The organism is Natronolimnohabitans innermongolicus JCM 12255 (assembly GCF_000337215.1).
Classification (GTDB): Archaea; Halobacteriota; Halobacteria; order Halobacteriales; family Natrialbaceae; genus Natronolimnohabitans; species Natronolimnohabitans innermongolicus.
Genome location: NZ_AOHZ01000031.1, coordinates 22,449 through 48,951 on the forward strand (window position 1 = coordinate 22,449; position 26,503 = coordinate 48,951).

The following is a 26,503-nucleotide window of genomic DNA, read 5'->3' on the forward strand; positions in this document are numbered from 1 at the left end:
CTAATTCCCTCAGCCGTGCGCTAGCACTCCCTGCTCGGCAAGCGAGCGGGATGAGGTTGGGCGGCTTACACGCCCCGACCCGGACAAACGCACCAACCGAACCTGAGGTTGGGTTTTGTGAGTCCGGTAATTCGATTCGTTACCGTCAAGCTTCGCCTTCTCGCGCCACGCGATGTTCACCGACGCATTCCGGTCAGCGTGGTCTTGCACCACATCACACTCGTCGTTCGTACACCGAAACCGCCGCCCCTGCCGACTGCCACGTTCACCACAGCACGAACACGTCTTCGAGTTGTAGTACGCGTCTACCGTATCCGTAGGAATCTCTCGCCACGTCGCCTTGTACGAGACGAACTTCTCGAACTTGTGGAACGGCAGTTTGTGCAACCGACGGTTCATATACGATCCATACTTAATTTCGTCGCGGATACCGCTCATATTCTCGAACACGATAACCGGGTTCGAGAACTGCTCTGCAAACTCCACGACAGCACGGGAAAGCCGATGCAACACCCACTCGGTGAACCGCTCCTCCTTGTCACCGAGTCTGTGGTGGATGCTCGTTTTGCCGTGTTCTTGACAGCGAGTGGTGATAGTGTGGTAGCGTTGGCGTTCCTGCTTGACTCGTCCGTAGTCGAGGACGAGTGTCCCTTTCGTCTGCATCGTGTCGCGGTCGAGGGCGGTGAAAGCAACGTTGCGCTCGTTGATGTCCACGCCAATCACAGTATCGGCGGTGTCAGGTTCGGGGACGTCGAACTCGCGTGTGACCGTGACGTGTAGGTAGTACACGCCATCGCGGTACAGGAGTTCGGCCTGCCCAATATCCACTTCTTCAGACGTGAGGGCGTCTCGCAGTTCGTCCATTGCGTCCGGTTCGCCGCGCAGGTGTCCTTTCACCTTCTTGTAGGGTTTCGGGCTGATGCGGAACTGGACGCGGTTCGTGTCGTCATCTACGGTGAGGCGGTACCCTTCTGTGTGCGCCATCACAAGCGGATACGCACCAGATTTGTCCGTACTCGGCGGAGTCGGCTTCCCTCCGTCAGGCTCGTCTTGGTTCTCCCACCAGTCTTTGAGTGATTGGTAGGAGTCCCATGTTTGGAGGGCTTTGCCGACGACCGCGCACTTGTTGTTCCGTAGGAAGTCGTCGCGGTCAACCTCCTTCTGTATCTCGGTGCGATTGTACCCTTGTTGTTTGAGGCGGATGGTTTGGTTGAATATTTCGCGTGAGGCGAGGCGGGCATTGTGAAGCCACGATCGTTCACCAGACGCTATGTGGAGGCGCGTCCGGATCGTCTTCGTGGCTTCTTCACCCATGCTTTGACACTCGTTCTAACTCATCATAAATATAGGGATTAGGGATGGAAGAGTACCGCAGTCATGCACATTCGGTTAGTTCCTGTAAGTGTTATTTTGTCTGGTGTCCCAAGTACCGCCACCCGATTCTCAACGTGGTTGAAGACGATGTGCGAGAGTTGTTTGGTGAGACCTCCGACCACTTCGGGCATAAAATTCTGGCGTTGGAGATTGCAGACGACCACGTACACCTGTTCGTCCAGTGCGACCCAAAACACAGTCCAGCCGACCTCGCCCGGCAGTTCAAGTCGTACTCGGGTAAGCACTTGCTGGAGCGGTATCCCGAGATTCGGGAGTCGTATTTCTGGGGCGGTGGATTCTGGAAGGTTGGGTACTACGTGGGAACGACAGGTGCGGTATCGGAGGAAGTGGTTGAGCGGTATACAGAAGAGACGGAACACGCGCTGGAGTGACGCGCTTCACCCCCGCCCACGGTGTTGACGCAAATCGAAGATTTGCGAAAGCCGAAAACCGCAGGTTTTCGGAAGGGCGGGGAACTCGCGCTGTTTTTCGTTTAGACGTCGATTCGAGCACCGTCGCGTGACTCGGTGCGAGCGCCCGTCGATTCAGAGACCGACGTTCCGTCGACCGTCAGCTCGAGCGTCTCGTCTCGCTCGACGACGATCTCGTGTCCGGCGTAGACGAACTCCAGTCGTCCGCATCGCGGACCGGCGGTCCGGGTCGGTTCGAACAGCGAATCGAGCGCGTCGGGCTCGATCCACTCGTACAGCGGCGGCAGGTCGGTCGGTTCGACGCCGCGTTTCGTCGCGACGGCCGTGACGACGGCGACGCTGACGTCTCCGTCGGGGCTGTCGGTGGTCGAACCGATAGATGAATTACTCACACTAGACGCCAACGGTCGAGCACATAAAAGGGTAGCGGCAAATGCAGCTTCGGCGAAGTAAAGCAGTTATTTATTTCGGTTTCCGAAATGAACTTCGTCTTTAGTGACGTTCAGGAGGACGTCTCTGTCGTCCCGAAGTGATCGAACGGCTGGCGGTACTCCGTTTTGACGAGTTCCTCCCGTTCGATCTCGAGACCGTGTGCCGCGAGCTGGCTCACGGTCGCCGTAATTTCGTCGGTGTCGGCGGCGACGACGTCGATTCGGAGGTTCCCGCGACCGGTAACGAGTTCGCGAACGAGGACGACACCACCCGTCTCGAGTGCAGCCTCCGCCAACGTTTCGCGCTCGTCGACCGGTGCCGTACACTCGACGACGACGCGCATCGGCCGCTCGGTTCGCTCGTACTCGAGTAGCGGCACGTAGCCCGTGATCACGCCGGCCTCCTCGAGTCTGTCGATGCGGTTGCGGACGGTGTTGGCCGTGACGCCGACCTCGCCGGCGATGTCCGTCGCCGTCGTGTGTCTGGCGTCGTCCTGTAGTCGATGGAGGATCCCCCTGTCGATATCGTCGAATTCGAACCCCATACCGTTCGTTTCGCTGGCACAACCAAGCCGCTTTGGGTCGGCGCCACCGCTCTGGAAAACAGAACAGCAAAGGTCCGCGCCCGGCCAGAGTCGACCATGCTCGGGGCGACCTCGCTCGTACTTGGACTGATCGTCTTCGTCGTCTTCACGTCGTGGCTCGTCAGGCGGTTTCGCGGCGGGGACGAACGCGGAGACCGTCGGGAGTCCTACGAGCGCCATCAGGAAGCACAGGGGCGGGAGCCACCGGTCGGGATCGGCGACAGCGTAACGGCCGGGGTTCACGAGTTTACCGAACACCACACGGGCGAGCGACAGGCCGTCTGCAAGATCGAGGGGTTCGTCGTCTTCGTCGAGGATATTCCGGCCGGCCTCGAGGTCGGCGATGCGATCGAGTTCACGATCCTCTCGTTCAACCGCGGACACACCTCCGCGACGGGTACCTACGACGGGCGAGTCTGACACCGGCGATTTTTCGCTGCCACCGCGTCACCCCGATACCGAGACGAGCGTCGCACCGGCCACGACGACCAGCGCCGCGGCGCCGACGCGCCAGGTGACGCGCTCGAGTCGCCGCGGCAAGAACAGTGCGGAGCAGACGACGACGATCAGCGGCGTCAGTTGTAACAGCGGCATGACGACGACTACGGGCGCGACCTCGAGAGCCGCGAAGTAGGCGACGAACGCGACCGTCGTCGAGACGCCGCCGGCGACGAACCAGCCGGTCGAGGCGCGGCGAAGCGGAATCGACCGCAGCGAGCCGGTCCAGCGGAGGTAGCCCACGAACGCTACCGTTGCGGTGGTCGCCATGACGACGATACCGGGCAGCGTCGGCGTCCCCGCGGCGAGCCCGATCGAGATGAAGATCGGTTCGATGCCGATCGCGGCGGCCGCAGCCAGCGGCACGGCGAGCAACGCGCCGGTCTCGCGCAGCGACGTCTCTCCGCTCGAGTCGGCCGCGGTCTCCCACGAGACGACGGCGATCCCGGCGACGACCAGGACGATCCCCGCGAGGTGAAGCGCCGTCAGTCGCTCCTCGAGGAAGACGATCGCGAACACCGTCGCAAAGAAGACGTTCGAGGCGATCACGGGCGAGGAGAGGTTCGCCCCGATTTCTTCGACGCTTTTGAACGTCAACAGCCGAGCGACGAACATCCCGGCGAGGCCCGCAGCGCCGAAGGCGGCGACCGAGACGGGAGTGAACAGGTCGACGTAGGGCGGCGAATACAACACCAGCGCGGGCGGCGCCAGCAAGGCGACGTTACAACACAGTACGATGAGAACGCCGTCGGTGACCTTGCCGGATTCCGTACCGAGACGAACGAATAGAAACTGCCCCGCGAAGCCGACGGCGGCGACGCTCGCCAGGAGGACGCCCAGCAGCGAGTCCGAAACCTCGAGAACCATACGGTCCGTTTCGTTCGTCAGCGGATAACCGCGGCGAAAATACGCGACAGAGAGACGAAAACCGGTTCAGTCGGCGCTGTGGAACGGAACGCGTCCGCAGCTGGGACAGCCGTTGTGCTTGGTCGTTCGGTAGTGCAGTGCTGAGCCGCAATCGGTACACGTGTAGTGGGACTCCGTCATCGATTCGATTCAGGTCTGAGACGCTGATATGCCTTTCGTGAGGGGTATTCACGAGCATAGTAACGAATTTATAACAATCGTAGTAACCGCATACAGGATCGCTCTCACCCTCGGCACGCTCGCGGCGAATCGCCGCGTCCGCCTGCGTGACCCGCTCGGCCCGCGACCGACAGCCTCTTTCGCGCTCCCCCACCCAGTTGGGGTATGACCGACTACTTCGAAGTTCACGAGCGCGACGGGGCCGCGCGCGTGGGCGAACTCCGCCTCGAGTCGCCCGTGGCGACCCCCGCGCTCGTCGACGACGTCCTCGAGGACGCGGGGTCGCTGTGGAGCGCCGATCGAGAACTCCCCGAGGGAGACGAATCGACGCTCACCGTCCTCCCGCACCGATCGTTCCCCGGCGGCACCGCCGCGGAAGTCCAGGACTCGTTCGCGGTCGACCATCCCGACGTCGAGTATCCGAGCGTCGCGGTCGTCTCGAGCGAGACCGCAACGGACCACGGAAGCGACGCCTACGCCGTCTCGGACGTCCAGTCGATCCGGGGCCACGGCGCGGCGCTCGTCGAGGCTGTCGTTTCCGTCCGCGAGACGATTCCGGCCGACACCGCCCTCCTCTTTTCGGGCGTCGCGACCCCCCGTAACGTCGCCCTGTTGGCCTACGCCGGCGTCGATCTCTTCGACGAGACCGCGGCCGTCGTGAAAGGCACCGAAGGACGATATCTGACGACCGACGAGGCCTACTTCCTCGAGGACCTCGAAGAGCTGCCCTGTTCCTGTTCGGCCTGTCAACAGCCCCGCGAGGAGTTCACCCGCGAGGACTGCGCCGAACACAACCGAAACGCCCTCGAAGCGGAACTCGGCATCGTCCGCCGGCGAATCCGCGACGGCCGTCTCCGCGATTACGTCGAGGGACAGGCCCGCCACGACCAGTGGCTCACCGCCGCGATGCGGGAACTCGATTCGCAATGGGGCTACCTCGAGGAACGCACGCCGATCCTGCGGGACGCCCAGATCAACGCGGCGACCGAGGACACCCTTCGTCGCGTCGAGATTCAACGGTACGCCGACCGCGTGACGACGCGCTACCGCAACCGGTTTAAGAACCCGCTCGTCCTGGTGCCGTGTTCGGCGACGAAACCCTACAGCGAGTCCCAGAGCCACCGCCAGTTCCACGACGTCATCCAGTGGCGCGCCCACCTCGTCTCGATGACCTCGCCGATCGGCGTCGTCCCCCAGGAACTCGAGACGACCTATCCGGCCCAACACTACGACACCGTCGTCACGGGCCGCTGGTCGGAAGACGAGAAGGAGTTCGTCGCCGAGGTGCTCCAGCGCTACCTCGAGCGCAACGAGTACCCGAAAATCGTCGCCCACGTCCCCGACGAAGGCTACCGCGACATCGTCGGCCGCGTCGAGGACGCGCTCGACCTCGAGATCACCTACACCGTTCCGGCGGGCGGCCACCCGACCGACGACGAGTCCCTCGCAAACCTCGGTTCGGCGCTCTCGGGCGAACTGAAGTACTCTAAACGCGAGCGCGAACACAACACCGTCCGGGCCATCGCGGACTACCTGCTCGGCGACGGCGCGGGCGACGACCTCTTCGAGGACATTCAGACCACCAGCCGGTATCCGAAGATCCAGGTCCGCGACGGCGAGGAGACGCAGCTGGCGACGATGGTCCCCCAGTACGGGACGCTTTCGTTCACGCTCGAGGGGGCCCGTCGCTGGGTCGACAGCGACGCTCCCACCAAGCGCGTCGAAATCGACGGTTTCGTTCCCCACGGGAGCGTGCTCGCACCGGGCGTCGTCGACGCCGACGAGGACATCCGCGTGGGCGACGAGGTCGTCGTCGAAGGGCCGAACGCCTTCGCGGTCGGCCGCGCGGAGATGTTCGGACGCGAGATGCACGAGAGCACTCGCGGCGTGGCCTGCGAGGTCCGCCACGTCGAAGAGAAGTAGCTGACTCGACTCGCGAGTCCCCGTTCCGTCCCGTCGACCGAGCCCCCGCGTTCACCGACCCGGACACGATTTCAGCAGATGTTCTCGGTAGACAGCCGCCGGAACGGTCACACCGCAGAGCGAACAGGTTTCCTGTTTGACGGTATTACCGCGGCTCCCATCGGACACAATCACGGATTCACACGACGGGGGCCTCGCTCTTTCGGTGGTAATCCGGCGTGTCGAATCCCGTTCGGGGACGCTATTACCCCCTCGAACGCCTATCTGTTAGTGTTCTATCACGCTAAGACCACCCGACGGAGCGGCTACGTTCCGTTTCCACGCCGTACCGAAGTCAAACGATGTCGGTAACTAAGGACCACTACCGCGAGAGTCGCCAGTCATGAGCGTGGACGAACCGGCGACCGTCGGACTCCTGACCGAGCCCTACCTCCTCGAGTGGCAGGTGCGGGCGATCGAACGACTGCAGCGAGAGACGGACGTCTCGATACCGCTCGTCGTCACCAACACGAGCGACACCGACTATCAGGCCGAATCGTGGAACGACAGGGATCGAGTCGGCCTCGAGGACCTCCGGCAGTTCGTCGACCTCCTCGGGACGGAGAGGGCTTGGACGTTCGTCCTCGCAGAGCGAAATCTCGGACGACTGTTCGGCGACGAACGGGAGTTCTGGCGGCGCCACTCCGTGGAGAACGTCGACGCCATCGCCGACGCCGACCACCTCGAGTGCGTCCCGCAGACGGACGGGAACTGGAACGAACTGCCGGCCGCGGTCGTCGACGAACTCGGCGAGCGCTGTGACGTCGTGATTCGCTTCGGATTCGGACTCGTCCGCGGTGACGTGCTGACGGCCCCGGAGCACGGCGTCTTGAGCTTTCACCCGGCCGATATCCGTCGGTACCGGGGGATGGGTCCGCCCGCGATCTTTCACGACGGCCGCGACCGCGCCGGCTCGACCCTCCAGCGGCTCGACGAATCGATCGACGGCGGCGAGATCGTCGCCTCTGATGACGTCTCACTGGCCGGCTGTCACACGCTCTGGGAGGTCTTCGACCGCGTCGCCGAACGCCAGATCGGACTGTTGACCGAGGGAATCACCGCGCTGCAGGATCCGTCGTTCGAGCCGCAGTCGATCCCCGACGAGCAACTCGGCGAGTTTTACTACCGTCGGGAGCGCCGCACGGCTACGTTCGCGGGCCGCGTCCTGGCGAAGAACGTCGCCGGCCGCCTCCGGCGGCGCATCGGTCGACGCCGGTCGACTGGCGACCACGTCGAGTCGACTCACGACTCGGCCGACTGATAGTCGGCGTCTCACCTCGAGTGCGAGCGAGCGAAAAACGGGCACGCATCGAGTGCTCGCCCGGACGAATCACTGCTCGCCGAGTACGGAGTCGAAGAACTTTCGCTCGGCCGTCCGGAGGTGCTGGTTGAACGTCGCCGGGGCGATTCCGAGTCGGTCGGAAATCTCCTCGCCGGTGCTCTCGCGCGGCCAGTCGAAGTAGCCCGCGAAGTACGCCGTCTCCAGCGCCGCCCGCTGTTTCTCGGTGAGTTCGTCCTCGAGGACGGAACTGGAGTTCGAGTCGCTGCGCTCGCTGCGCTCGCGGGTGCGCTGTGCGAGGTACGTGACGTCGTCGCGCTGTTCTCTGATGAGTTCGATCATCTGTCGCGTGTCCCGACCGCGGGGGAGTTCGACGACGAAGCGGAACTCGCCGTCGTCGATCGTCGCGGATTTGACCCGCCCGCCGTGGGTCGCGATGGTTTCGAACAGCGAGACGGCCGCCGGGGCGACGAGCTCGAACTCGAAGGCGTTGCGGCGGACGGCGAGGAATCGAACGTCGCCGAACCCGTCGGTCTTCTCGACCGCCTCGCTGAACGCCTCCTGGTCGACGCCTTCGGCGGATCCGTACGCGAGCAGCGTCTCGTCGCCGCGGATCAGTTGCTCGAACTCGATCGTACACTCCTCCTCGGTCGAGAGGCCGATCAGCGGCGGCGCCAGCTCGCCGACGCGGAACTCGAGTTCGATGACGGCGTCGCTGACCAGGGCGTCCTTGCGTTCGATGGCCGTGATCGCGTGGGCGATGACGTCACCGATCCGAGCGAGGATCGTCGTCTCCGGACCCTCGAAGGCCCGCGGAGACGCCGAGTAGATGTTCAACACGCCGTAGACGAGGTCCTCGTGGACGATCGGCACCGCAGCCGAGGAGCGATACCCTCGCTCGAGGGCGTCCTCGCGCCACGGCTCGAACTCAGGGCTGTCCAGCACGTCGTTTGCGACCTGTACCGATCCGGTACGGATCGCCGTTCCGGACGGCCCCTGTCCGCTATCGTCGTCTTCGACGGCAGAAACTTCGATGGCGTCGAGGTAGCCGTCCTCGACGCCGGCCGCCGCCTTCGGAACGACCCGATCGCTGCCGGGGTTGACGCCGCCGATCCAGGCGAACCGATAGGCGTCTGATTCCGCGAGACGCTCACAGACGCGCTGTTCCAGGTCGGCCCGCGTCTCCGTGGTGATCACCGCGTGCGTGATGTCGTGTCCGATTCGGTTGAGTCGGTTGAGCGACTCGAGTCGTTCGCGCTGGCGGCGGCGTTCGCGCTCCTGTCGGGCGCGCTCGATCGCGTGGTGGATCGTTCGGACGAGCAACTCGCTGGTCACCTCGTCTTTCACGAGGAAGTCCTGTGCACCTCGCTGGATCGCCTGAACGCCGACCTGCTGGTCGCGAACGCCGGTCAGGACAACGATCGGCGTCGCGTCGCTTTCGGCGTGGACCGTCTCGAGCGTCTCGAGGCCCTCGCTGTCGGGTAAGTTCAGGTCGAGCAAGACGACGTCCGCCGAGAGCTGCTCGAGCGTCTCGAGGCCGTCCTCGAGACGGTTTGCGCGGGTGATCTCCGGGGTGCGTCCCGCCGAGTCGTCGGGGCTGACTCGCTGTGCGAGCTCCTCGGTGCCACGTAGCATCTCCTGGATCAGGCGTGCGTCTCCCGGATTGTCCTCGATCAGGACGATCTCCAGTACGTTCGCGTCGGTTTCGGACTGCGCGTCCATCTCGCTCATTGTTCATCCTCCGGCGGCAGTCGAACGACCGAGAACCAGAACTTCTCGAACGCGCGAACCGTCTCGATGAAGTCGTCCGGGTCGACCGGTTTCGTGAGGTAGGCGTTGGCGTGCAACTCGTACGAGCGGACGACATCCTCTTCGGCGCGCGAACTCGTGAGCACGATGACCGGGATCGAGCGGAGCTCCGAATCGCCCTTGAGCTCCTCTAAGACGTCCTCCCCGTCCTTTCGCGGCAGGTTGAGATCGAGCAAAATGAGATCCGGACGCGGGACGTCCTCGTACTGGCCGCGTTGATACAGGAACTCGAGGGCTTCGTTGCCGTCGGAGACGACGTGGAGGTCGTTCTCGATTCGGCCCTGTTTGAACGCTTCTTCGGTCAGCCGGACGTCTCCCGGATTGTCCTCGACTAACAGGATCTGTGCTGGTTCGGGTCTGAACTGTCTCGAATTACTCATTGCTAGGGTCGCTGGCGTCGGTCGTGCGAGCGGTCGCGATGTCGGTGTTGGTCGTCGGTGGCGCCGGCAGCGTTACGGTAAACGTCGAGCCCTCGCCGGGCGCCGATTCGACGTCGATCTCGCCGTCGTGACGTTCGATGATCCGCTGGCAGAGTGCGAGACCGATCCCCGTTCCGTCGTACTCGTCGATGCTGTGAAGGCGGTCGAACACCTGAAAGATCCGTTCTGACTCGGCCGGATCGATTCCGATTCCCCGATCGCGAACTGCGATACGCCACTCGTCTCCCTCGTTCTCCGCGGACACTGATATACGTGGGGCATCGGTCCCGGCGTACGTGAGTGCGTTATCGAGCAGGTTCTGAAACAGCTGTCGGAGTTGGCCCGGATCGCCGTAGACCGCCGGTAACGGACCGACGTCGACCTCGGCGTCCGTCTCCTCGATGTGAACCTGCAGATCCTCGCGGACGTCGTCGAGTACGCACTCGAGGTCGACGGTTCGGAGCGGCGTCCCCTGGGTGTCGACGCGGGAGTACGCGAGCAGGCCGTCGATCATCTGTTGCATTCGCGTCGCGCCGTCGACGGCGTAGGCGATAAACTCCTCGGCGTCGTCGTCGAGTTCGTCGGCGTACCGGCGCTCGACGAGCGTCAGGTAGCTCGCAACCATTCGCAACGGCTCCTGGAGGTCGTGACTCGCCGCGTAGGCGAACTGTTCTAACCGTTCGTTCGACGACTCCAGATCGGAGATCAGTTCCTCGAGACGGCGCTGCTGGCGTCGGCGTTCGGTGATATCGCGGCCGATACCGGCCAGAACGGGCGTTCCGGAAGGGTCCTCGAGCAAACTCGCGGCGAACTCGTAGGGAATCGTGTCGCCGTCTCGAGTCCTGACGTCGGCTTCGACGTGCGCCTGACCGGTCTCGAAGACCTCGGCGATCGCGTCGCCGATCCGCTTTCGGTCGTCTCCCGCGAAGAAGTCCGCCGGGGACATCGATTCGATCTCCGCGCCGGCGTATCCGGTTACGTCCTCCATCGTTTCGTTCCACCGCCGGAAGGTCCCCTCGGCGTCGACGACGTAGAAGATGTCGTCGACCGCGTCCAGTATGGCGTCGGTGTAGGCGGTGACTCGCTCGAGTTTCCGCTGGCGCCGCTGGCGCTCGAGTTCGTAACTGAGCCACTGCGTACTGAGTTCGACGAAGCTGCGCTCCGCGGGCGTAAACGACCGTTCGCTGGGATTTTCGTCGGCGAAACAGAGCGTCCCGAAGAGATCGCCGTCGACGCGGATCTGCCCGCCGACGTAGCTGTCGAAGTCCCACGTCTCGTAGGCGTGATCGTCGATCTCGTCGGCGACCGGACCGTCCGTGAGCACGAGCAGTTCGTCGGACTCGATCGTCCGCCGACAGTAGGTATCAGAAAGCGGCGTCACCGACCCCGGCCGCAGTCGTTCGTCCGGCCCCTTCGAGTGGACGATCTCGAACCGGTTTCCCTCCCGGTCGATATCGGCGACGAACCCGATCTCGAGTCCCAGCCGTTCGCGGCCGAGATCGAGCAGTTCGTCGACCTTTTCGTCGAAGCGCAACTCGGGGTCAGCGGTGATCGCGTACAGCCGCGCTAACGTGTGGTTGTTCTCCCGGAGTTCCGCTTCGACCCGCTTTCGCTCGGTTACGTCGCGAACGTACACCGAGAGCCCCGACTCCGACGGATACGCGCGGACCTCGAGCCAGGTCGAGTGCGGTTCGAAGTACGCCTCGAACGCGGTCGGTTCCTGCCGGTCGACCGCGTGTCGGAACTCCCTGTCGAACTCGGTGCCGGTGATCGACGGGAAGGCCTCCCAGAAGGAGGTTCCGACCAGCGTCGCGGCGTCGATGTCGAACAACCGCTGTGCTCGCTCGTTGACGTACGTAACTCGCCAGTCGTCGTCGAGTCCGAAGACGGCGTCCGTGATTCGATCGACGGTCGTCTCGAGGTCAGTTTCGGGACGCATGCGTCCGGCGCTTCGCTCGGCTTTGCCGTTCCGGCGAGTGCGATAGTTCTCGATCGCGCCGTCGATAACGTCGGCGACGCTCGCGACGAACGAGACGTCGTGGTCCGTAAACTCGCGGGAGTCATCGGTGTAGACGCCCAGGACGCCCCAGATATCGTCCGCCGATCCGATCGGTGCGACGATTTCGCTCGTCGCTCCAAGATCGTCCGATTTCGTCCCCGTCGACCGATCGTCCGGGATCGGCGCCGCCTCGAGATTGGTACCGCTCGTCGGCTCTCTCGTCCGGATCACCGTCCGCGTCGACTCGCCGGCGTTCTCGAGGGAGATTACCGAACCACCAGCGCCAGCACTCCAGTTACTTCCGTTTCGGAACGCCACCACATCCGCTTCGGGGCGGTACTCGAGAACGTGACCACGGTCCGCCTCGAGCGTCTCGATAACGGCGGAGACTGCGTCGTCGAGCAGTTGACCGAGGTCGGCGGACTCGAGGGCCTGCTGGCCGAGTTTGGCGACGACCTCCTGTTGCCGGATACGAGATCGAAGCCGTCCGATCGGCGGGTCGGAGGTAGCCATAGTCGATTGCTATTCACAAATGGAGTGGCGTGTATAAATGTAGTGTTCGATAGCACCACTGGAACACAGTGTACTAATTTTCATACTTTCTGAACTCGAATAGCGATGGAGAATGGACGAACGTTCGCACGCAGTGACCGGCAGTGCGGCAAGCGCGCGGGGAAGGGCCCTCACGCCTGGTCGTGTTCGACCACAGCGTCTCCAACCGGGCGATACGTCCGACCGCGGCGCTTGCCGACCGCCTCGATCAGGTCGTAGTGGACCATCTTCGTCAGGTAGTTTCGGAGCGTCCGTTTGGTCTTGGGGTTGTCGACGCGACGCTCGTACGTCTCGTAGAGCTCTCCGGGTTCGATCTCACCGGTTTCGGCGATGACGTCGTACAGCACCCGCTGGTGTTCGATCAGCCCCTCGACCGTTTTCCGCCGAATCGCCGTTCGCGCGTCCGGAATCGCGTCCGCGAGAACGTCGTCGGTGATCGAATCGTGGTTTTGCTGGGTCGCTCGACGGGCGGCCGACCGGAGGATTCCGAGCCCCACGCGGGCATCGCCTGAGGCCGCGTCGGCGATCGTCCGCAACTGGCCGTCGCTGACGGTACCGGGCTCGAGCGCGTTGTCGGCTCGCTCGGCGAGGATCGCTTCGAGTTCGTCGGTCCCGTACCGGTCGAACCGAACCCGGGTTCCGGCCCGGAGTCGCGAGCGAACGCGGTCGTCGAGCCCCGCGAACAGTTCCTCCTCGCGGTTGGCGATCAACACGAGCGAGACGTGTCCGAGCCGGTAGAGGTCGTACAGCGCGGCGGTCTCTTCCAGCTGATCGACCTCGTCGAGAATCGCGACGATCGGTCGGTCGTCGGTCTCGCCGAGCCGGCCGAACAGTTCGTCTTTCGGCGTCGAGCGGTGGATGTCGAACGTGTGGCCCACGTCCTCGAGGATGCTGTAGAGCACGCGAAACCGAGTGTACTCCTGCCAGCAGTTGACGTAGGCGACGCCGACCGACGGCTCCTGCTCGCGGAGTCGAGCAAGCGTGTATCGCGCGATGCAGGTCTTGCCGACGCCCGTCGGTCCGAACAGAAACGCCGGGTCGGCCCGCCGGTCGTACAGCAGCGGCTCGAGGGACTCCGAGAGGAGGTTCACCTCGTCGTGGCGGTGGACCACCTCGCTTGGCACGAAATCCTCGCGCAGGACGCGGCCGTCGACGATCACACCGACTGGGTTCTACGCCCCCCGTTATAAACGATGGCGTCCCGGTTCCGAAACTTCCGAAAATTCTGTATCGTAGATATTGGTTTATCGGCTGCAGTTCTCCGGACACGTAGACGACGTCGTTCGACGGGAAGCTGGCGTCTCTGGCCAGATTTGTCGATCGCTCGCGCTCGCTCGAGAGTCGGGTCGTCGAACGCGCGAGAACGGGTTCGGACCGTGCCGATGAGAGATCGTCGTAACCGACCGTCGGATCGCGCCCGTCGCACGACTGCCACGCGATCGGTGTTCGAACCGGTTTGGTCGGGACACTCGCGTGGCAGTACCCACCGAAGACGGCAAACCGACCGTCGGTGAAACGAGCGCGCGAAGCGATCCTCGGCCATCGAGCTGTAAGAGAAATTGGCGATGACGTACTCGAGGCCGGCACTGGGCTGGCGTCGACGGCGTTCGATCGCACAACCGGGATTCCCCGGAAACGCGATTCGAGTCCGTCGTCAGCGTCCGGGCTGGGGCCGGGTTGCGGACCGTCACACAGTATCGGAACCACCCTCGTCGGCGGTGTCGAACCCTGGCGTCCGACGGTGAGGCCACCTCTCTCCTCGGTCGACGTGTGTCGCCCTCGCCAGTCTCCGCTGGTCCGGTTTCTGTACTGTCGCGTATCGACGCCCCTACTGCTCTTTGCTGGCTGCTTTCCGTACTCCCGTTGCTGGACCGCCCGTTGCTTCACGCGCGTATCACCACCCGGAACGGTGGCGCAGTGTCGACTGCGACCGATACCGACCTCGAGCGTCGAAAACGCTCACTCGAGAAGGACGTTCCGACTGGCACCACGCGAGCAGCGCCGAGACACGTGCAACCGCATCGGTAGCCGGCGACGTTGTCCCCTGCAGGGCGAAATCAGGGGGCTCGAGAGACCACGATGCGATCGATTCCGTCCCACGTAAACCACATATTGCAATATAGAATGTGTTGGCACGACGGGCAAAGCAACACTTCCGAATACGAATACCGACGCCAGCTCTCGAGTCCTCGCGCCGACCGGACGATACAGGCAACATACTAATGACCGCACCCGGTGCGCGTGGCGGTATGAGCGTCCACCCGACGTTGTCGTTCGACGACGAACTTCACCGGCGAATCTACGAGTACGTCGAGCGAAACGGAGCCGTCAGCGCCGACGAACTGATGCGATCGATCCGGGTCGAATCGGACGCACCGCAGTCGAAGCCCGCTCGATCCGGAACGTACACCGAGTCGGTCTGTCCGCCGTCGGCGGACGTCGAAGCCTGCCTCGAGACGCTGCGAGAGCGCGGCTATCTAACGGGCCCGGACGAGGAGATTCGGATCGCCCTCTCAGCACTCGAGACGGAGTTCGAGTGCGACGACGGCACCGTCCGGATCCGGCCGGCACGAGAGGCAGACCGCGACGGGCTGCTCGAGACGATGCGCGGGGTCGCCGACGAGAGCACGTACATCGTCGCCGAAAACGTCGCGACGCAACTCGAGCGCGATTCGGCGCTCGTACGGGCGAACGAGGAACGCTCCCGGGTCTGTTTCGTAGCGAGTCTCGAGCGCGATGCCGAGTCGGAGACGGACGAAGGTGACGGCGACGATCCGGCGACCGAAGCTGCCGTCGACGATTCCGAAATCGTCGGCTGGCTTCACCTCGACGTCCACGAACTCCCCTCGCTTTCACACACCGCCGAACTGACCGTCGGCGTCGACCCCGGCTATCGACGGCAGGGGATCGGCTCGAGCCTCCTCGAGTACGGCCTCGAGTGGGCGGCCCGAACGGGGTATCACAAGGTCTACCAGAGCCTGCCCGCGACTAACGAGGGAGCGATCGCGTTCCTCGAGGACGAGGGATGGGAGCGTGAGGGCGTTCGCACGGAACAGTATCGGATCGACGGCGAGTTCGTCGACGAAGTAACGCTCGCGGCGTGGCCGTAATCGGCTCGCCGCGGTGTCGCCGTTGCAGTGGTGTCGCCCCGGCGAGGCGGCCGCGAGCCCGTAGTTTCTTGCGCCGGTGACGCATACTCGATGGTATGGACGAAATCTCGCTCGGCGTACCAAAACCGGTACTCGAACGGCTTCCCGAGGACGACGACGCCGCGGCCTCGGACATGCAACAGGCCGTCGCCGGTTGGGAACGGCGGCTGAACCAGGCGATCGCGGACGCCGACGACGACCGGGAGGCCGCCGGCTCGGTGCTCGAGGCGATCGAGCGCTTCGAGGAGCGGTACCAGACTTACGACGACCTCGTGCCGGAGCTTCGCGCCTGGGGACAGTCGCCGATCTACGCCATCGCCTGGCGGACGCTCTACGCCGACGTGATCGCACAGCTCTACGAACACGACGACCTCGCCGAGCACCTGGAGCGGGAGCGAAACGCGCGGCTGGTCGAGGACGGAATTCGGCTGCGGGATCTGTAGCGTCCCGACCGGACGCAGACGGTCGGACGTCTGCCCGCCAGCGCAGCGAAAGGGCCAATGGTAATGGCGACGTACCCCGGAGCGATCACGCGTGGCAACGATCGACGACCGCGACGAGCACGCGATCGGACGCGCGCTCGCCGAGAACGACCGGTTGTCGGCGCTCTGTCGACGCCGTCGACGGATGCTCTCGGTCGAGCACTCCCTCGAGCGGTTACAGGGAATCTACGGCGACGTTCGAGGCGAGACGTAGGCGCCGTGCTCCCGCGCGTCTCCGAATGCGAATATAACCCAAGCGTTCAACTCGCCGCGGTCGATACCTACTGGCATGGAGTTTGCAGTCTCGCGAGACGGAACGACGCACGTCACGCTTCACGGCGGCAGCGACACGACGGCCTGCGACGAGGCGACCGACCAGGTCGCCGCGAGCCTCGAGTCGCTCGGGGACGATGTCGTCGCCGAGTGGGAACTCGACGGCGCGGAGGTGTACGAACACCCGACGGCGCCGTTCGACCCGTACACGATCACCGTCGCCTTCGCCGTCACCGTCACCGTCGAGGCCGACGACGCCGACGACGCCGCCGACCGCGGCGCCGAGCTCATCGACGAGGCGCTCGAGGCTGCCGACGTGGGAACGGTCACCTACACCTCCGCGCCGACGGCGGCCGCCGCCTGAATTCGCGGCGACGATCGCCCAGCGGTCGACCGACGCTGCCGGACGGTCCGCGCGACTCCGCGGAACCCGAGGACACCCGGAGTTAAGCGCCTGCGCGAGGAGTGATCGAGTATGGAACTCGAGTTGCGGTTTTTCGCGACCTTTCGGGATGCCGTCGGAGAGAAAGAGCGGGTCGAGACGTTCGACGACGGCTCGACCGTCGGCGACGTTCTCGCCGCTCTCGAGGATCGGTACGAGGGCCTCGAGGGCCAGTTGCTCACCGACGAGGACGATCGGGTAACGATCCGCAGTCAGTTGAGCGTACTCAAAAACGGTCGGGACGTGACCCACATGGAGGGTCCCGAAACGGAACTCGACGGCGGCGACCGGCTATCCGTGTTTCCGCCGGTTGCGGGCGGCGGCGAACGTCCGGAGTAGCTCTCCGCCGAAACGCGTCGGAAGAAACCCTTACTTGCGAGACCGTCGTAGCTCGCGAAAAATGGTCCTCGACCTGTTCGTCGACGCCCTTCACGCCGTGTACGACCGCCCGGAACACCGAACGCGGTTCCAGCAGTGTTGTCTCTTCGTCGGGCTCATCGCGCTGTTGGTCGGCGTGTGGATCACGATCACGCTGGCGTGGTACGGGCCAGTCGTCGCGATTCTGGGCGGCGTTCTGATACTGTACGGCCGGGATCGAGGCCGGATCCGTTCCGTCGGCAAGTAGATCGACTCGAGCGAGAAGCGAGTCGGGAGAAACCGATTCGGAACGACTCGAGCGAGCGCTCCCAGTCGAAACTCGAGTGAGTTTCCCGCCGCGTCGAAAACCGTGCGACAGCGTAGCCATCCCGCGTCGGTTCCGAGAACGATTTACGCTGCGGTCGTCCGAATTCCACTAGAGTTGCAATGAGAAACGACTCCGAGTCCGACGAGCCGGCCGCTCGAGCGGCGAGCACTGCGGTCGAAGACGGGTCGGAGCCGCCGAGCGCGGCGGTCTCAGCGTCGAAATCGGAGTCGCAGTCGGGGCCGGGATCGGGATCGGAACCGCCGGCCGACGAGGACGTTTCCTTCGGATGGGAAGGCGTCCGAACCGGCTTTCTCACCGGGATTCCGATCGCGATCGGCGTCGGCGGCTACGGGATCGCCTTCGGCGTGCTCGCGGCCCAGGCCGGGCTGAGCGTCGCGGAGGCGGCGCTGATGAGCGCGACCGTCCTCGCCGGGGCCTCTCAGATCATCGCGGTCGAACTCTGGGCGGATCCGATCCCGATCGCCGCGATCGTCGCGACCACGTTCGCCGTCAACCTGCGCTACTCGTTGATGGGAGCGGCGCTCCAGCCGTGGTTTCGCCACCTCGAGCCGCGCCAGATCTACGCCAGCCTGCTGGTGATGGCCGACGAGAACTGGGCGCTGACGATGCGCGAGCTGAAATCGGGCAGCGGCTACGGAGCGTTCTTACTCGGCAGCGGGATCGTCCTCTGGCTGCTCTGGGTGGGCTCGACGGTCGTGGGCGTCCTCGCCGGCGACGTCGTCGGCGAGCCGGCGCAGTACGGCTTCGACTTCATCCTCGCGGCGGTGTTCGTCGCCCTCGCGGTCGAACTCTGGGACGGTGCCTCGACGCTTGTTCCGTGGCTCGTCGCGCTGGGGACCAGCGTCGTCGCCGCGACCGTCCTGCCGGGTCGGTGGTATATCTTGATCGGCGGGCTCGCCGCCGCCGCGGTGGAGGTGGTTCGGTATGATCGGTGAGCCGACCGTGCCGGGATTTCTCGGGGGCGCGCTCTCGCTCGACCCCGTCGTCGTTGGCGTCATCCTCGCGATGACCGTCGTCACCGTGATCGCGAAGGTCGGCGGCATCTGGCTGATTCGCCACGTCGAACTGAGCGAGCGCCTCGAGGCCGGACTGGACGTCCTGCCGGGAGCGATCATGATCGCCGTTCTCGCGCCGGAGCTCGCGTCCGGCGGGCCGGCCGAGTGGGGCGCCGCGGCGGTCGTCGTCGCGGTGATGTGGCGCACCGAGAGCATCCTGCTGGCGTTGATCGCCGGCGTCGTCGGCGTCGTCGGATTCAGGGCGCTGCTCTGACGCGGTGACGACAGCAACCGCTACGCTCGAGTTTATCGGCGTGGAACCCGAAACCAAGGTATGGCGACGCGCGTCGAACGCTCCTTTCGCGGCATCTCCGAACGACTCGTCGTGCGATACCTGACGAACCTCGGCGGCGAGCAGGTCGCCGAGGACACGGTCGAGGGCGACGACTGGACGGCGACGCTCTCCTCGGAGTCGGTCGGCATCGGACCCACGCTGACGCTCACCGAGGTGACGATCGTCTTCGAGACCGACGGCGACGAGGCGCAACTCGAGGAGCTGATCGAGCGGTTCGCACAGAAGGCGATGCGCGCGGGCGGGTAGATGGCGGGCGATCCGATCGACGGACAGGTGCTCCTGTTGACGGCTGCAAAGGCGAGCGTCCCGCCGAACCGGTTGCCGGGACTCGTCGACCGCGCCCAGAAGGCGCTGGCCTCAGAGCACGAGCGCTACCGCCGCGAGTACGAGCGCGTTCACGCGGACGACGAGCGCGAGGCGTTTCTGGTCGAGTGGGGCCACTGGGAAGCCGTTGGCGACGAACTGGGGCTCACCGATCGCGAGTGTACGGCGGTCAGACGCGCCCACGAGGAACAACTGCTGCGGATCGGCCGGCGGACCGACCGCGAAGGGGAGTTCGAGACGGCTCTCGAGATCAGGGAACCGGTCTGTCTCGGAGCAGAAACGGCGGCGACTCGCTGAGACCGTCCCTGTACCGACGTCCCGGCGAACCACGGACGAGACGGGATTCGATGGCAACTATAAAGAGCGTGTTGTCCCTTGCTTACAGCACTGAGACGATGGCTATCGACCAGGAGTCCGATATGACGGATGCGGAGATCGACGAGTTCCTCCGCCAGCGTGAGACCGGGGTGTTGTCACTGGCCCGTACCGACGATCCCTACGCGATTCCGATCTCGTACGGCTACGACGACGCCGAGCAGGTGTTCTACATGCGGCTGGTGTCGACGCCCGAAAGCGAGAAGCGGGAGTTCCTCGAGTCCTCGCCGGCGGCGCGACTCGTCATTTATGACGAAGCGGACTCGACCTACCGGAGCGTCATCGCGTCGGGGACGCTCGAGGACATTCCGCCGGCGGAGTTAACGCCGGATCAGATCGCACAGTACGGCGAGGCAAAGCGACCGCTGTTCGAAATCTGGGCGCAAGGGAAACAGGATCTCGACATCGAACTCTACCAGCTCGATCCGGAATCGCTCAGCGGGCGGCGGACGGAAGTCGATCGAGCAGAGTAACGAGTGCAGCCATCGCACGGTCGCACGGGCGGGCTATCAGTTCGTCGGCTGTTCGGCCGCGAAATCAGCCGCCGTAACGGCGGCCCCACAGACCGGACAGCCGTGTTCGATCGTGGCCTCGCGCATCTCCTCGTTGACCTCGATTTCCTGGCCGCACTCGGGACAGGTGAATTCGTATCTGCTCATGAGAGGGTCGTAGTTCGTCTATTCGATATGTCGTCTACGTTCATAGCTGTGCATCCAGTACATATAGGGTTGCGGTTCGAAACCGAGTTCCAGTAGTAGTCGAAGCTTTCTTGGGGTATGAGCGAAGTTCAGTCATCGTACTCGAGGATCGCGTCCAGCAGCTTCCGCTGTGCGGCCGCGAGGTGTTCGGTGAACGTCGTGGTCGTGATGTCGAGCGCCGCAGCGACCTCGCCGGCGTTGGCCCGCTTCGGGTGCTCGAAGTAGCCCATCCGGTGGGCCGTCTCGAGCACTTCGAGCTGGCGTGCGGTCAGCGTGCTTCGGTCGACGAAGACGAGGTTCTGTTCGGCGTGGTCCTGTTGGGACTGGAGCAGGCGCTGAACGTCGAGGTTCGAACACCGCTCTTTCAGCGAACCGATGATCGCCTGCAAGCCCTGCATGTCCGGCGCGTGGAACGTGAGGTACAGCGCCGAGCCCTTCGTGCGGACGTCGGTGACGGGCGAGTCGTGGCGCTCGATACACTCGCAGGGACAGCCACGGCCGAGCTCGCGACTGAACCGGTAGACCTCGCTCGAGCCGTAGGAAAACACCGGCGAGAGGTCGACGTCGGCGTCGAACGAGTCGGGATAGGACTCGGCCTCGAGCATGAACTCCTCGGTGACCCGCTCGGGTGCCTCGGGGTTCGTGCTCTTCGAAACCGATGGAACCGTTCCGCTCGCCGTCCCGGCGGCCGACGTTACGACGCAGCCGTCCGGATCGTCGATCTTTACCTCCGCGCGAATCCCCGAAGCCATTGGCTTCCTCTGGGAGCGCCGGCCACCTAAACGCTGTGCACGCGCGACGATCAGCGAGCGGACGACGATACCACGTAACACGGAAGGTTCGATTGCGCGTCTTCTGAGCGTCTCGAGCGCTGGATTTCGAAACCACATATAAAGGACCCAGATTTAGTGGGAGTCATTTGGAGGGGGTCGGGTTTGTAGGTAGAAATGAAGACGATGTCCGCTACGAACTCTCCCAAGCGAGGATGGCCCGCAACCGAAAACGCAGTCGACGCGCAGGCGGTGCTGTCCGCGCTGGACGACGACGCCTGCCGAGCCATCCTCGAGGCGACGACCGAGGAGTCGCTGACGGCGACGGAAGTATCCGAGCAGTGTAATATCCCGATGTCGACGGCCTACCGAAAAGTCGAGATGCTGACCGAGGCCGATCTCGTGGAAGAGCGCGTCCGCATCAACACGTCCGGCAAGCACGCCACCGAGTACCGCAAGTGCTTCGAGGACGTGCGCGTCTCGATCGAGGACGGCGACGTCGCGATCGAGATGACCGCGCCCGAGGCCGACGGCGAGCCGGCCGCCGGCGCCTCCTACGCTGTCGCCGACGACTGAGCGACGACAGCCGTCCACGAGACCGAACTGCTCGGGGCGGCTCGTAGCGGACGACAGCGAGACCGCGGACGTCACACCGTTTCTCTCGAGCGAACTGACGACCGTTTTTCTGTATTCGACTCAGCGCCGAGTTCGCCGTTAGTCGCCGTCGCCGTTTTTGCGGCGATCTCGAGCGCGCTCGGACTCGTCCTCGATCGGGAGCAACGCGGACGGAACGACCGACAGAACGGACGCCGGTAGGCGGTCGATCAGCCACTCGCCGAGGCTGACGATCGGTTTTCGAACGATCGCGTAGCCGAGCGAGACCGCGAGCATGGCGAGCACCGCCGTCTGAACCACGCCATCGAAGACGAGCAGGGCAGGTATCGCCAGCACGACCGCGAGCGCGAGGTCCTCCGGCGCGCCGTCGTACCGGATCCAGCGCCGCGGCGCGAGCCAGCGGCCGTGGTAGTGGCTGAACACCGCCCGTTCGGAGGTTTCGCGCCACGGTTTCGGCTCGAGGCCGCCGCCGAACCGATCAGAGATCGAGTGGAGGCCGGCAGCGCCGAGAAAGACCGCGACGCCGACGGTGAGGTCGGTCGGAACGATCGCGGCGACCAGACCGGCGGGAACAGCGAACGCGCCGTAGTAGACGGGAAAGTGAAGCGTTCGTCGGTGGGACGCGAGGAGGTCGAAATCGGGGACGAGTCCGCCGGCGATCGCGGCGACCGCGACGACGGCGGCGAACTGCGGGGCGATGAAGACGAGAGCGGCGGCCAGCGCGAGCCCCGCGAGGGCGTGGGTCGTGGCCATCATGACGTCGGGACTAGCCGCGCCGCCCGGATATGGGCGACGGCGGCATGTGACGGGTGCTGAGGGACGTGACGGCGCTATCTGCGGTCTCGGACCGGTCCACTGCAAGCCCGTCGTTTTAGCGGCATTCGATAGAAGGAGAAGGTGGATACCCCCACACCGGACCGCGGCTCGCTTCGTGCCGCGGAATCGGCGAGAACGAGGGTCGAGAGAGATCGACGATGTCACGGACACCAACTCGCGCGTTTCACGGCGAGCGAACCAACGCCGCCCTCTCGTGGGTCACCGTCGCCGTCGCGATAGCCGTCGGCGCGTGGGCGCTCGGGGAGGGACTCGTCCACGAAGTACTGTTCGCGGCGACCGCGGTGACGATCGCGCTCGTTCCCGCGATCGCCCTCGAGTCGACGCGCGCCGCGCTCCCGTGGGAGGTGACGGCCGCGGCGATCGCGGCGCTGGTCGCGGCGCTCGCCGCGCCTGACCTCTGGAGCAGGCAGGTCGTTCTCTACGGCGGAGCCGGTGTACTGGCGCTCGCGTTGACCCTCGAGTTGAACGCGCTGACCGAAGTGCGACTCGAGCGGTGGCTCGCCGTCGCGTTCGTGGCGATGCTCGCGGCGGCGATCGCGGCGACGTGGGCGACGCTTACCTGGGTACAGGACGGGATCGCCGGAACGGACGTCATCGCGACGAACGCCGAGGTCATGTGGCTGCTGATCGCCGCGACCACCGTCGGGCTGTTCGCGGGCGTCTGTTTCGACCTCTACTACCGGCAGTTTCCCGGCGAGGAACTCGTCTCGGCGCCGGTCGACGGCGTCGACGAGGAACTGTTCGCCGTCAAAGCGGACATCGACGGCGCGCCGTCACTCGAGGAGCGACTGCCGCTCTCCGGATCGGTCCAGGGATGGGCCGTCCACGCGATGCGGGTCGCGATGGCGGCGATGATCGCGTACGGCGTGCTGACGGTCGACACCGGTATCGTCACCAACGTCGGCGCGATGCTCGCGATCACGTTCGTTCCGACGCTGCTTCGCCGGCGGTACGATCTTCCCTTCGACGCGGGGCTCGTACTCTGGATCACGCTGGTCGTCTTCCTCCACGCGCTCGGCTCGGCGTACATCTACGAGCGGTCGTTCTGGTGGCACAACGTCACCCACCCGCTGTCGGCGACGCTCGTCGGCGCGGTCGGCTACGTCGCGATCCGAACGCTCGACGAGCACCGCGACGAGATCCACCTCCCGCCCGAACTCATCCCGAGTTTCGTCGTCCTGTTCGTGATCTCGGCCGGCGTCTTCTGGGAGATCGGCGAGTTCGCACAGGACGCCATTGCCGCCGCGACCGGCCTCCAGATGCCCCTGGCCCAGCACGGCCTCGACGACACGATGACCGACATCGTCTTCAACACGATCGGCGGCACGATCACCGCGCTGTGGGGACTGCCGTATCTCACCGAACTCACCGACGACATTACCGACTCGCTCGAGGGCTGGCGCGTCCTCGAGTACGGCTCGTCGACCGCCTCCGACGCCGGCGACGGCGGGTCGAGCGACTCGAGCGAAGCCGAGTCGACGGACTGAGCGGATTCGACGGCGCGTTTGCAAAAAATCAGTCGGTTCGGGAGTCGGTACGGCCGGCGGCTCAGTCGTCGGCCGGGGCCGCCGAGTCGCCCGCGGAGACGCCCGTACCGGGGCCGAGGTCGATGCCGAGTTCGTCTAGCTTCTCGTCCGGCACCACGCCGTCGACCCAGCCGCGGTAGTCGTAGTACTCGTCTTTCATCTCCTCGAGCTCGCAGTACTCGCCTTCGCTCGCTCCCTGTCCGGGGATGCCGTCTTCCAGGAAGCGCTCTGGCAGCGAGTCGTCGGCGCCGTCGAAGCCGGCGAGGTTGTTGTAGTAGCGCTCTAAGTTGTAGATCCGTTCGCCGGCCTCGAGCAGTTCGTCCTCGGAGACGTCGAGGCCAGTCATCCCGTTGTACTGGAGGACGTACTCCTCGATCCCCTCCGCGAAGGCGTTGAACTTGCAGATGTCGAAGCTGTCGGAGATGGCGTGGAGGTCCTGGAAGGTAGCGGTGAGTTCGCCTTTCCCCTCGTACTCGTAGGGGTCGACCTTCTCGGGAACGCCGAGGATCTCCGCCGAGGGCGTGTAGCCACGCAGGTGGCAGGCGCCGCGGTTCGAGGTGGCGTAGCCGATGCCCATTCCCTTCATGCAGCGGGGATCGTAGGCGGCGATGGTCTGGCCCTTGACGGCCAGGGAGTTGTCCCGTGCGTCTTTCGCCTCCGCGACGCGGCGCGGTCCGTCGGCGAGGAGGTCCGCGAGGTCGTCCTCGCGGCGGGCGATGCGCTCGATCATGTCGATCATCGTCTCGTAGTCGCCCCACTCGAGGTCGCCCTCCTCGAGTTTGCCTTCCTCGGACATCTCCATCGCCATCGCCATCATGTTCCCCGTCTCGATGGTGTCGACGCCCATGTCGTTACAGCGCTCGATCATGACGGCGACGGCGTCGCGGTCGGTGTGACCGGAGTTCGGACCGAGGGCGTAGGCCGATTCGTACTCGTAGGACTCCGTGCGGACGTTCAGCTCCTCGCCCTTGTGCTGGTGTTGGACCTCGACTTCTTTCTTGCAGGCGACGGGACAGGAGTGACAGGTCGGTTCGTCGACGAGGATGTTCTCGCGGACGTTCTCGCCCGAGACGCGCTCAGCGTCGACGTCCGCGCCCTCGGCGTCGCGCATGGCCTCGGTCGAGGTGTAGCGGCCGTTTTTCGTCGGGAGCCCGTCCATCTCTTCGCCGACGTTCATCAGGACGTTCGTCCCGTACATCGAGAGCCCGCCCTCGTTGGGCGCGGTGACCTCCGACTCCTGGATGGCCTGCATGGCCTGCTGGTGACCCTCCATGAACGTCTCCTTGTCGGCGGGCTGGGGCATCTTCGTCCCCGATTTCACGACGACGGCCTTGAGATTCTTCGACCCCATGACACAGCCCGTGCCGCCGCGGCCGGAGGCTCGGTCGTCCTCGTTCATAATGCAGGCGTACTTCACGCCGTTTTCGCCGCCTGGGCCGATTCCCATGATCGAGAGGTTCTTCCCGTACGCACCGTCTACCTCGTCTTCGATGGCGTCTCGAGCGGCGTGGAAGCCCTCGCCCCAGAGCTCCGAAGCGTCCCGGAGTTCGACCTCGCCGTCCTCGACGTAGGCGTAGACGGGGTCGTCGGCCTGTCCCTCGAACAGCAGGCCGTCGAAGCCGGCCCACTTCAGCCGCGCGCCCGACCAGCCGCCGTGGTGGCTGTCGGTGACGGTGCCTGTCAGCGGCGACTTCGTACAGACCGCGATCCGACCGCTCATCGTCGTCTGCGTCCCCGACAGCGGTCCGTTCATGAACGCGAGCAGGTTGTCCGGGCCGACCGGATCGACGTCGACGCCCTGTTCGAAGACGTACTTGACGCCGAGTCCGCGCGCGCCGATATACTTCTTCGCGTCCTCCTCGTCGATCGACTCGTAGTCGACCGTCCCCTCCGAAAGATCGACACGAGCGATCCGGTCCTGAAATCCGCCAAGTTCAGTCATGATAACTCCTCACCCATACCTTCGGCCTCTGTCCTGTTAGTCGTTCTCACGCGTACGAAACCGAACGTGGTTACGTTGCGGGGGACTCGAGCGGACGCGAGGCAGTCGACGGACGGCAGTGGGAGAGGCGACGATCGGCGGGGAGACACGGACGAGAGCGGGCTCCGGTTGAACGAACCGGTCGCGACGAGCGAACGACGTCACAAACACTGCCAGATTGTAACTGATTTCAGTCGCGACTCGGCCGTCGAGTGGATCGAAAACGAGGTAACCGCTCGGTTTCGACGCCGATACCGACGACGACCGCCGACCGCTACAGTAGCAAGGCGACGACCGCGAGGATGATGAAGATGAGCACGAAGATGCGTGCGATCTCCATCGAGATCCCGGCGACGCCGCGGGCCCCGACGGCTGCGGCGACGATCGCGAGCACGAAGAAGATTAGCGCCCAGTACAGAAAGCCGCCGCCGCCCATCTGGAGTGGAACCGCTGCTGTGAGATCGAGCATACGACGGGCTATCACGACCGGATAGATAAACCTCGGCGACCGTCCAACGTCTAATTCCGGGCTACAGTCCGTTAAGCCGACC

Annotated in this window: 30 protein-coding genes; 17 read left to right on the forward strand and 13 right to left on the reverse strand. The window is 64.7% G+C overall.

From position 1 onward, the window contains the following. Positions 1-9: 9 nt before the first annotated feature. Positions 10-1,314 carry an RNA-guided endonuclease TnpB family protein gene (locus tag C493_RS05655; protein WP_007258451.1) on the reverse strand — a complete coding sequence of 435 codons (1,305 nt, stop codon included), beginning with the start codon at positions 1,312-1,314 and terminating at the stop codon, positions 10-12. A gap of 44 nt (positions 1,315-1,358) precedes the next feature. On the opposite strand from C493_RS05655, the gene tnpA reads away from it, so the two are divergent. Further along, positions 1,359-1,766 (forward strand): IS200/IS605-like element ISNin1 family transposase, encoded by a 408-nt coding sequence (tnpA, locus tag C493_RS05660; RefSeq protein ID WP_049889159.1) that lies wholly within the window; start codon positions 1,359-1,361, stop codon positions 1,764-1,766. Between the two features lie 101 nt (positions 1,767-1,867). Here tnpA and C493_RS05665 read toward each other — a convergent pair whose 3' ends face one another. Continuing rightward, entirely contained in the window at positions 1,868-2,197 is a 330-nt protein-coding gene (locus tag C493_RS05665) for a HalOD1 output domain-containing protein (protein ID WP_007258453.1), read from the reverse strand. Between the two features lie 110 nt (positions 2,198-2,307). Beyond that, on the reverse strand, positions 2,308-2,781 hold the full coding sequence (locus tag C493_RS05670; protein ID WP_007258454.1) for an Lrp/AsnC family transcriptional regulator: 474 nt from the start codon (positions 2,779-2,781) through the stop codon (positions 2,308-2,310). Positions 2,782-2,877: 96 nt separating this feature from the next. On the opposite strand from C493_RS05670, the gene C493_RS05675 reads away from it, so the two are divergent. Beyond that, on the forward strand, positions 2,878-3,240 hold the full coding sequence (locus C493_RS05675) for a hypothetical protein (protein WP_007258455.1): 363 nt from the start codon (positions 2,878-2,880) through the stop codon (positions 3,238-3,240). A 27-nt stretch (positions 3,241-3,267) separates the two neighbouring features. Here the strand turns inward: C493_RS05675 and C493_RS05680 are convergent, their stop codons facing one another. Next, positions 3,268-4,185: a DMT family transporter gene (locus C493_RS05680; protein ID WP_007258456.1), complete on the reverse strand. Its 918-nt coding sequence runs from the start codon at positions 4,183-4,185 to the stop codon at positions 3,268-3,270. 384 nt (positions 4,186-4,569) lie between these two features. On the opposite strand from C493_RS05680, the gene arcS reads away from it, so the two are divergent. Beyond that, complete coding sequence (gene arcS / locus C493_RS05685) at positions 4,570-6,327, forward strand: archaeosine synthase subunit alpha (RefSeq protein ID WP_007258457.1); 1,758 nt, start codon at positions 4,570-4,572, stop codon at positions 6,325-6,327. A 382-nt stretch (positions 6,328-6,709) separates the two neighbouring features. Beyond that, positions 6,710-7,627: a formyltransferase family protein gene (locus C493_RS05690; protein WP_007258458.1), complete on the forward strand. Its 918-nt coding sequence runs from the start codon at positions 6,710-6,712 to the stop codon at positions 7,625-7,627. A 69-nt stretch (positions 7,628-7,696) separates the two neighbouring features. On the opposite strand, the gene C493_RS05695 is transcribed toward C493_RS05690, so the two are convergent. The 4 genes from C493_RS05695 to C493_RS05710 form a co-directional block, all read right to left on the reverse strand. Then, on the reverse strand, positions 7,697-9,376 hold the full coding sequence (locus C493_RS05695) for a bacterio-opsin activator domain-containing protein (RefSeq protein ID WP_007258459.1): 1,680 nt from the start codon (positions 9,374-9,376) through the stop codon (positions 7,697-7,699). Then, complete coding sequence (locus tag C493_RS05700; protein ID WP_007258460.1) at positions 9,373-9,834, reverse strand: response regulator; 462 nt, start codon at positions 9,832-9,834, stop codon at positions 9,373-9,375. Before C493_RS05700 ends, C493_RS05695 begins: the two co-directional genes overlap by 4 nt. Then, positions 9,827-12,385, reverse strand: a complete 2,559-nt coding sequence (locus C493_RS05705; RefSeq protein WP_007258461.1) for a PAS domain-containing protein — start codon at positions 12,383-12,385, stop codon at positions 9,827-9,829. The genes C493_RS05700 and C493_RS05705 overlap by 8 nt, the downstream gene beginning before the upstream one ends. Before the next feature lie 170 nt (positions 12,386-12,555). Next, positions 12,556-13,584 (reverse strand): Cdc6/Cdc18 family protein, encoded by a 1,029-nt coding sequence (locus C493_RS05710; RefSeq protein WP_007258462.1) that lies wholly within the window; start codon positions 13,582-13,584, stop codon positions 12,556-12,558. Between the two features lie 1,089 nt (positions 13,585-14,673). On the opposite strand from C493_RS05710, the gene C493_RS05715 reads away from it, so the two are divergent. The 11 genes from C493_RS05715 (at position 14,674) to C493_RS05760 (ending at position 19,998) form a co-directional block, all read left to right on the forward strand. Continuing rightward, on the forward strand, positions 14,674-15,534 hold the full coding sequence (locus C493_RS05715) for a GNAT family N-acetyltransferase (protein ID WP_049889160.1): 861 nt from the start codon (positions 14,674-14,676) through the stop codon (positions 15,532-15,534). 95 nt (positions 15,535-15,629) lie between these two features. After that, the gene (locus C493_RS05720) at positions 15,630-16,016 is read left to right on the forward strand and encodes a hypothetical protein (RefSeq protein ID WP_007258464.1); all 387 of its coding nucleotides are present in this window, start codon (positions 15,630-15,632) and stop codon (positions 16,014-16,016) included. A 91-nt stretch (positions 16,017-16,107) separates the two neighbouring features. Further along, the gene (locus C493_RS22560; RefSeq protein WP_007258465.1) at positions 16,108-16,269 is read left to right on the forward strand and encodes a hypothetical protein; all 162 of its coding nucleotides are present in this window, start codon (positions 16,108-16,110) and stop codon (positions 16,267-16,269) included. A 75-nt stretch (positions 16,270-16,344) separates the two neighbouring features. Continuing rightward, the gene (locus C493_RS05725; RefSeq protein ID WP_007258466.1) at positions 16,345-16,692 is read left to right on the forward strand and encodes a hypothetical protein; all 348 of its coding nucleotides are present in this window, start codon (positions 16,345-16,347) and stop codon (positions 16,690-16,692) included. 111 nt (positions 16,693-16,803) lie between these two features. Beyond that, complete coding sequence (locus C493_RS05730) at positions 16,804-17,109, forward strand: ubiquitin-like small modifier protein 1 (protein WP_007258467.1); 306 nt, start codon at positions 16,804-16,806, stop codon at positions 17,107-17,109. A 61-nt stretch (positions 17,110-17,170) separates the two neighbouring features. After that, entirely contained in the window at positions 17,171-17,395 is a 225-nt protein-coding gene (locus C493_RS05735) for a hypothetical protein (RefSeq protein ID WP_007258468.1), read from the forward strand. A 179-nt stretch (positions 17,396-17,574) separates the two neighbouring features. Beyond that, on the forward strand, positions 17,575-18,411 hold the full coding sequence (locus C493_RS05740) for an AzlC family ABC transporter permease (protein ID WP_007258469.1): 837 nt from the start codon (positions 17,575-17,577) through the stop codon (positions 18,409-18,411). After that, positions 18,401-18,745 carry an AzlD family protein gene (locus C493_RS05745; protein ID WP_007258470.1) on the forward strand — a complete coding sequence of 115 codons (345 nt, stop codon included), beginning with the start codon at positions 18,401-18,403 and terminating at the stop codon, positions 18,743-18,745. The genes C493_RS05740 and C493_RS05745 overlap by 11 nt, the downstream gene beginning before the upstream one ends. A 60-nt stretch (positions 18,746-18,805) precedes the next feature. Then, positions 18,806-19,072 (forward strand): hypothetical protein, encoded by a 267-nt coding sequence (locus C493_RS05750; protein ID WP_007258471.1) that lies wholly within the window; start codon positions 18,806-18,808, stop codon positions 19,070-19,072. Further along, positions 19,073-19,447, forward strand: coding sequence for a hypothetical protein (locus C493_RS05755; protein WP_007258472.1), 375 nt, complete (start codon positions 19,073-19,075; stop codon positions 19,445-19,447). Between the two features lie 98 nt (positions 19,448-19,545). After that, a complete protein-coding gene (locus C493_RS05760; protein ID WP_049889161.1) occupies positions 19,546-19,998 on the forward strand; it encodes a pyridoxamine 5'-phosphate oxidase family protein in 453 nt (150 codons plus the stop codon). A gap of 36 nt (positions 19,999-20,034) precedes the next feature. Here C493_RS05760 and C493_RS05765 read toward each other — a convergent pair whose 3' ends face one another. Continuing rightward, positions 20,035-20,184, reverse strand: coding sequence for a DUF7560 family zinc ribbon protein (locus tag C493_RS05765; RefSeq protein WP_007258474.1), 150 nt, complete (start codon positions 20,182-20,184; stop codon positions 20,035-20,037). A gap of 128 nt (positions 20,185-20,312) precedes the next feature. After that, positions 20,313-20,975 carry a helix-turn-helix domain-containing protein gene (locus C493_RS05770; protein WP_007258475.1) on the reverse strand — a complete coding sequence of 221 codons (663 nt, stop codon included), beginning with the start codon at positions 20,973-20,975 and terminating at the stop codon, positions 20,313-20,315. A gap of 204 nt (positions 20,976-21,179) precedes the next feature. On the opposite strand from C493_RS05770, the gene C493_RS05775 reads away from it, so the two are divergent. Continuing rightward, positions 21,180-21,569, forward strand: coding sequence for a winged helix-turn-helix domain-containing protein (locus tag C493_RS05775; protein WP_049889168.1), 390 nt, complete (start codon positions 21,180-21,182; stop codon positions 21,567-21,569). 138 nt (positions 21,570-21,707) lie between these two features. Here C493_RS05775 and C493_RS05780 read toward each other — a convergent pair whose 3' ends face one another. Continuing rightward, complete coding sequence (locus C493_RS05780) at positions 21,708-22,364, reverse strand: hypothetical protein (RefSeq protein ID WP_007258477.1); 657 nt, start codon at positions 22,362-22,364, stop codon at positions 21,708-21,710. Positions 22,365-22,582: 218 nt separating this feature from the next. On the opposite strand from C493_RS05780, the gene C493_RS05785 reads away from it, so the two are divergent. Further along, on the forward strand, positions 22,583-23,932 hold the full coding sequence (locus C493_RS05785) for a hypothetical protein (RefSeq protein WP_007258478.1): 1,350 nt from the start codon (positions 22,583-22,585) through the stop codon (positions 23,930-23,932). A 61-nt stretch (positions 23,933-23,993) separates the two neighbouring features. Here the strand turns inward: C493_RS05785 and C493_RS05790 are convergent, their stop codons facing one another. Both C493_RS05790 and C493_RS05795 read right to left on the reverse strand, forming a co-directional pair. Then, a complete protein-coding gene (locus tag C493_RS05790) occupies positions 23,994-25,913 on the reverse strand; it encodes an aldehyde ferredoxin oxidoreductase family protein (protein WP_007258479.1) in 1,920 nt (639 codons plus the stop codon). A 313-nt stretch (positions 25,914-26,226) separates the two neighbouring features. Then, on the reverse strand, positions 26,227-26,421 hold the full coding sequence (locus C493_RS05795; RefSeq protein ID WP_007258480.1) for a DUF1328 family protein: 195 nt from the start codon (positions 26,419-26,421) through the stop codon (positions 26,227-26,229). Between the last annotated feature and the right edge of the window lie 82 nt (positions 26,422-26,503).

What these genes read in the sequence shown, in the direction of transcription:
- C493_RS05655 (WP_007258451.1), bottom strand. Translation starts at nt 1,314, where the DNA reads ATGGGTGAAGAAGCCACGAAGACGATCCGGACGCGCCTCCACATAGCG.
- tnpA (WP_049889159.1), top strand. Translation starts at nt 1,359, where the DNA reads ATGGAAGAGTACCGCAGTCATGCACATTCGGTTAGTTCCTGTAAGTGT.
- C493_RS05670 (WP_007258454.1), bottom strand. Translation starts at nt 2,781, where the DNA reads ATGGGGTTCGAATTCGACGATATCGACAGGGGGATCCTCCATCGACTA.
- C493_RS05675 (WP_007258455.1), top strand. Translation starts at nt 2,878, where the DNA reads ATGCTCGGGGCGACCTCGCTCGTACTTGGACTGATCGTCTTCGTCGTC.
- C493_RS05680 (WP_007258456.1), bottom strand. Translation starts at nt 4,185, where the DNA reads ATGGTTCTCGAGGTTTCGGACTCGCTGCTGGGCGTCCTCCTGGCGAGC.
- arcS (WP_007258457.1), top strand. Translation starts at nt 4,570, where the DNA reads ATGACCGACTACTTCGAAGTTCACGAGCGCGACGGGGCCGCGCGCGTG.
- C493_RS05690 (WP_007258458.1), top strand. Translation starts at nt 6,710, where the DNA reads ATGAGCGTGGACGAACCGGCGACCGTCGGACTCCTGACCGAGCCCTAC.
- C493_RS05695 (WP_007258459.1), bottom strand. Translation starts at nt 9,376, where the DNA reads ATGAGCGAGATGGACGCGCAGTCCGAAACCGACGCGAACGTACTGGAG.
- C493_RS05700 (WP_007258460.1), bottom strand. Translation starts at nt 9,834, where the DNA reads ATGAGTAATTCGAGACAGTTCAGACCCGAACCAGCACAGATCCTGTTA.
- C493_RS05705 (WP_007258461.1), bottom strand. Translation starts at nt 12,385, where the DNA reads ATGGCTACCTCCGACCCGCCGATCGGACGGCTTCGATCTCGTATCCGG.
- C493_RS05715 (WP_049889160.1), top strand. Translation starts at nt 14,674, where the DNA reads ATGAGCGTCCACCCGACGTTGTCGTTCGACGACGAACTTCACCGGCGA.
- C493_RS05720 (WP_007258464.1), top strand. Translation starts at nt 15,630, where the DNA reads ATGGACGAAATCTCGCTCGGCGTACCAAAACCGGTACTCGAACGGCTT.
- C493_RS05725 (WP_007258466.1), top strand. Translation starts at nt 16,345, where the DNA reads ATGGAGTTTGCAGTCTCGCGAGACGGAACGACGCACGTCACGCTTCAC.
- C493_RS05730 (WP_007258467.1), top strand. Translation starts at nt 16,804, where the DNA reads ATGGAACTCGAGTTGCGGTTTTTCGCGACCTTTCGGGATGCCGTCGGA.
- C493_RS05735 (WP_007258468.1), top strand. Translation starts at nt 17,171, where the DNA reads ATGGTCCTCGACCTGTTCGTCGACGCCCTTCACGCCGTGTACGACCGC.
- C493_RS05740 (WP_007258469.1), top strand. Translation starts at nt 17,575, where the DNA reads ATGAGAAACGACTCCGAGTCCGACGAGCCGGCCGCTCGAGCGGCGAGC.
- C493_RS05745 (WP_007258470.1), top strand. Translation starts at nt 18,401, where the DNA reads ATGATCGGTGAGCCGACCGTGCCGGGATTTCTCGGGGGCGCGCTCTCG.
- C493_RS05750 (WP_007258471.1), top strand. Translation starts at nt 18,806, where the DNA reads ATGGCGACGCGCGTCGAACGCTCCTTTCGCGGCATCTCCGAACGACTC.
- C493_RS05755 (WP_007258472.1), top strand. Translation starts at nt 19,073, where the DNA reads ATGGCGGGCGATCCGATCGACGGACAGGTGCTCCTGTTGACGGCTGCA.
- C493_RS05760 (WP_049889161.1), top strand. Translation starts at nt 19,546, where the DNA reads ATGGCTATCGACCAGGAGTCCGATATGACGGATGCGGAGATCGACGAG.
- C493_RS05765 (WP_007258474.1), bottom strand. Translation starts at nt 20,184, where the DNA reads ATGAGCAGATACGAATTCACCTGTCCCGAGTGCGGCCAGGAAATCGAG.
- C493_RS05770 (WP_007258475.1), bottom strand. Translation starts at nt 20,975, where the DNA reads ATGGCTTCGGGGATTCGCGCGGAGGTAAAGATCGACGATCCGGACGGC.
- C493_RS05775 (WP_049889168.1), top strand. Translation starts at nt 21,180, where the DNA reads ATGTCCGCTACGAACTCTCCCAAGCGAGGATGGCCCGCAACCGAAAAC.
- C493_RS05780 (WP_007258477.1), bottom strand. Translation starts at nt 22,364, where the DNA reads ATGATGGCCACGACCCACGCCCTCGCGGGGCTCGCGCTGGCCGCCGCT.
- C493_RS05785 (WP_007258478.1), top strand. Translation starts at nt 22,583, where the DNA reads ATGTCACGGACACCAACTCGCGCGTTTCACGGCGAGCGAACCAACGCC.
- C493_RS05790 (WP_007258479.1), bottom strand. Translation starts at nt 25,913, where the DNA reads ATGACTGAACTTGGCGGATTTCAGGACCGGATCGCTCGTGTCGATCTT.
- C493_RS05795 (WP_007258480.1), bottom strand. Translation starts at nt 26,421, where the DNA reads ATGCTCGATCTCACAGCAGCGGTTCCACTCCAGATGGGCGGCGGCGGC.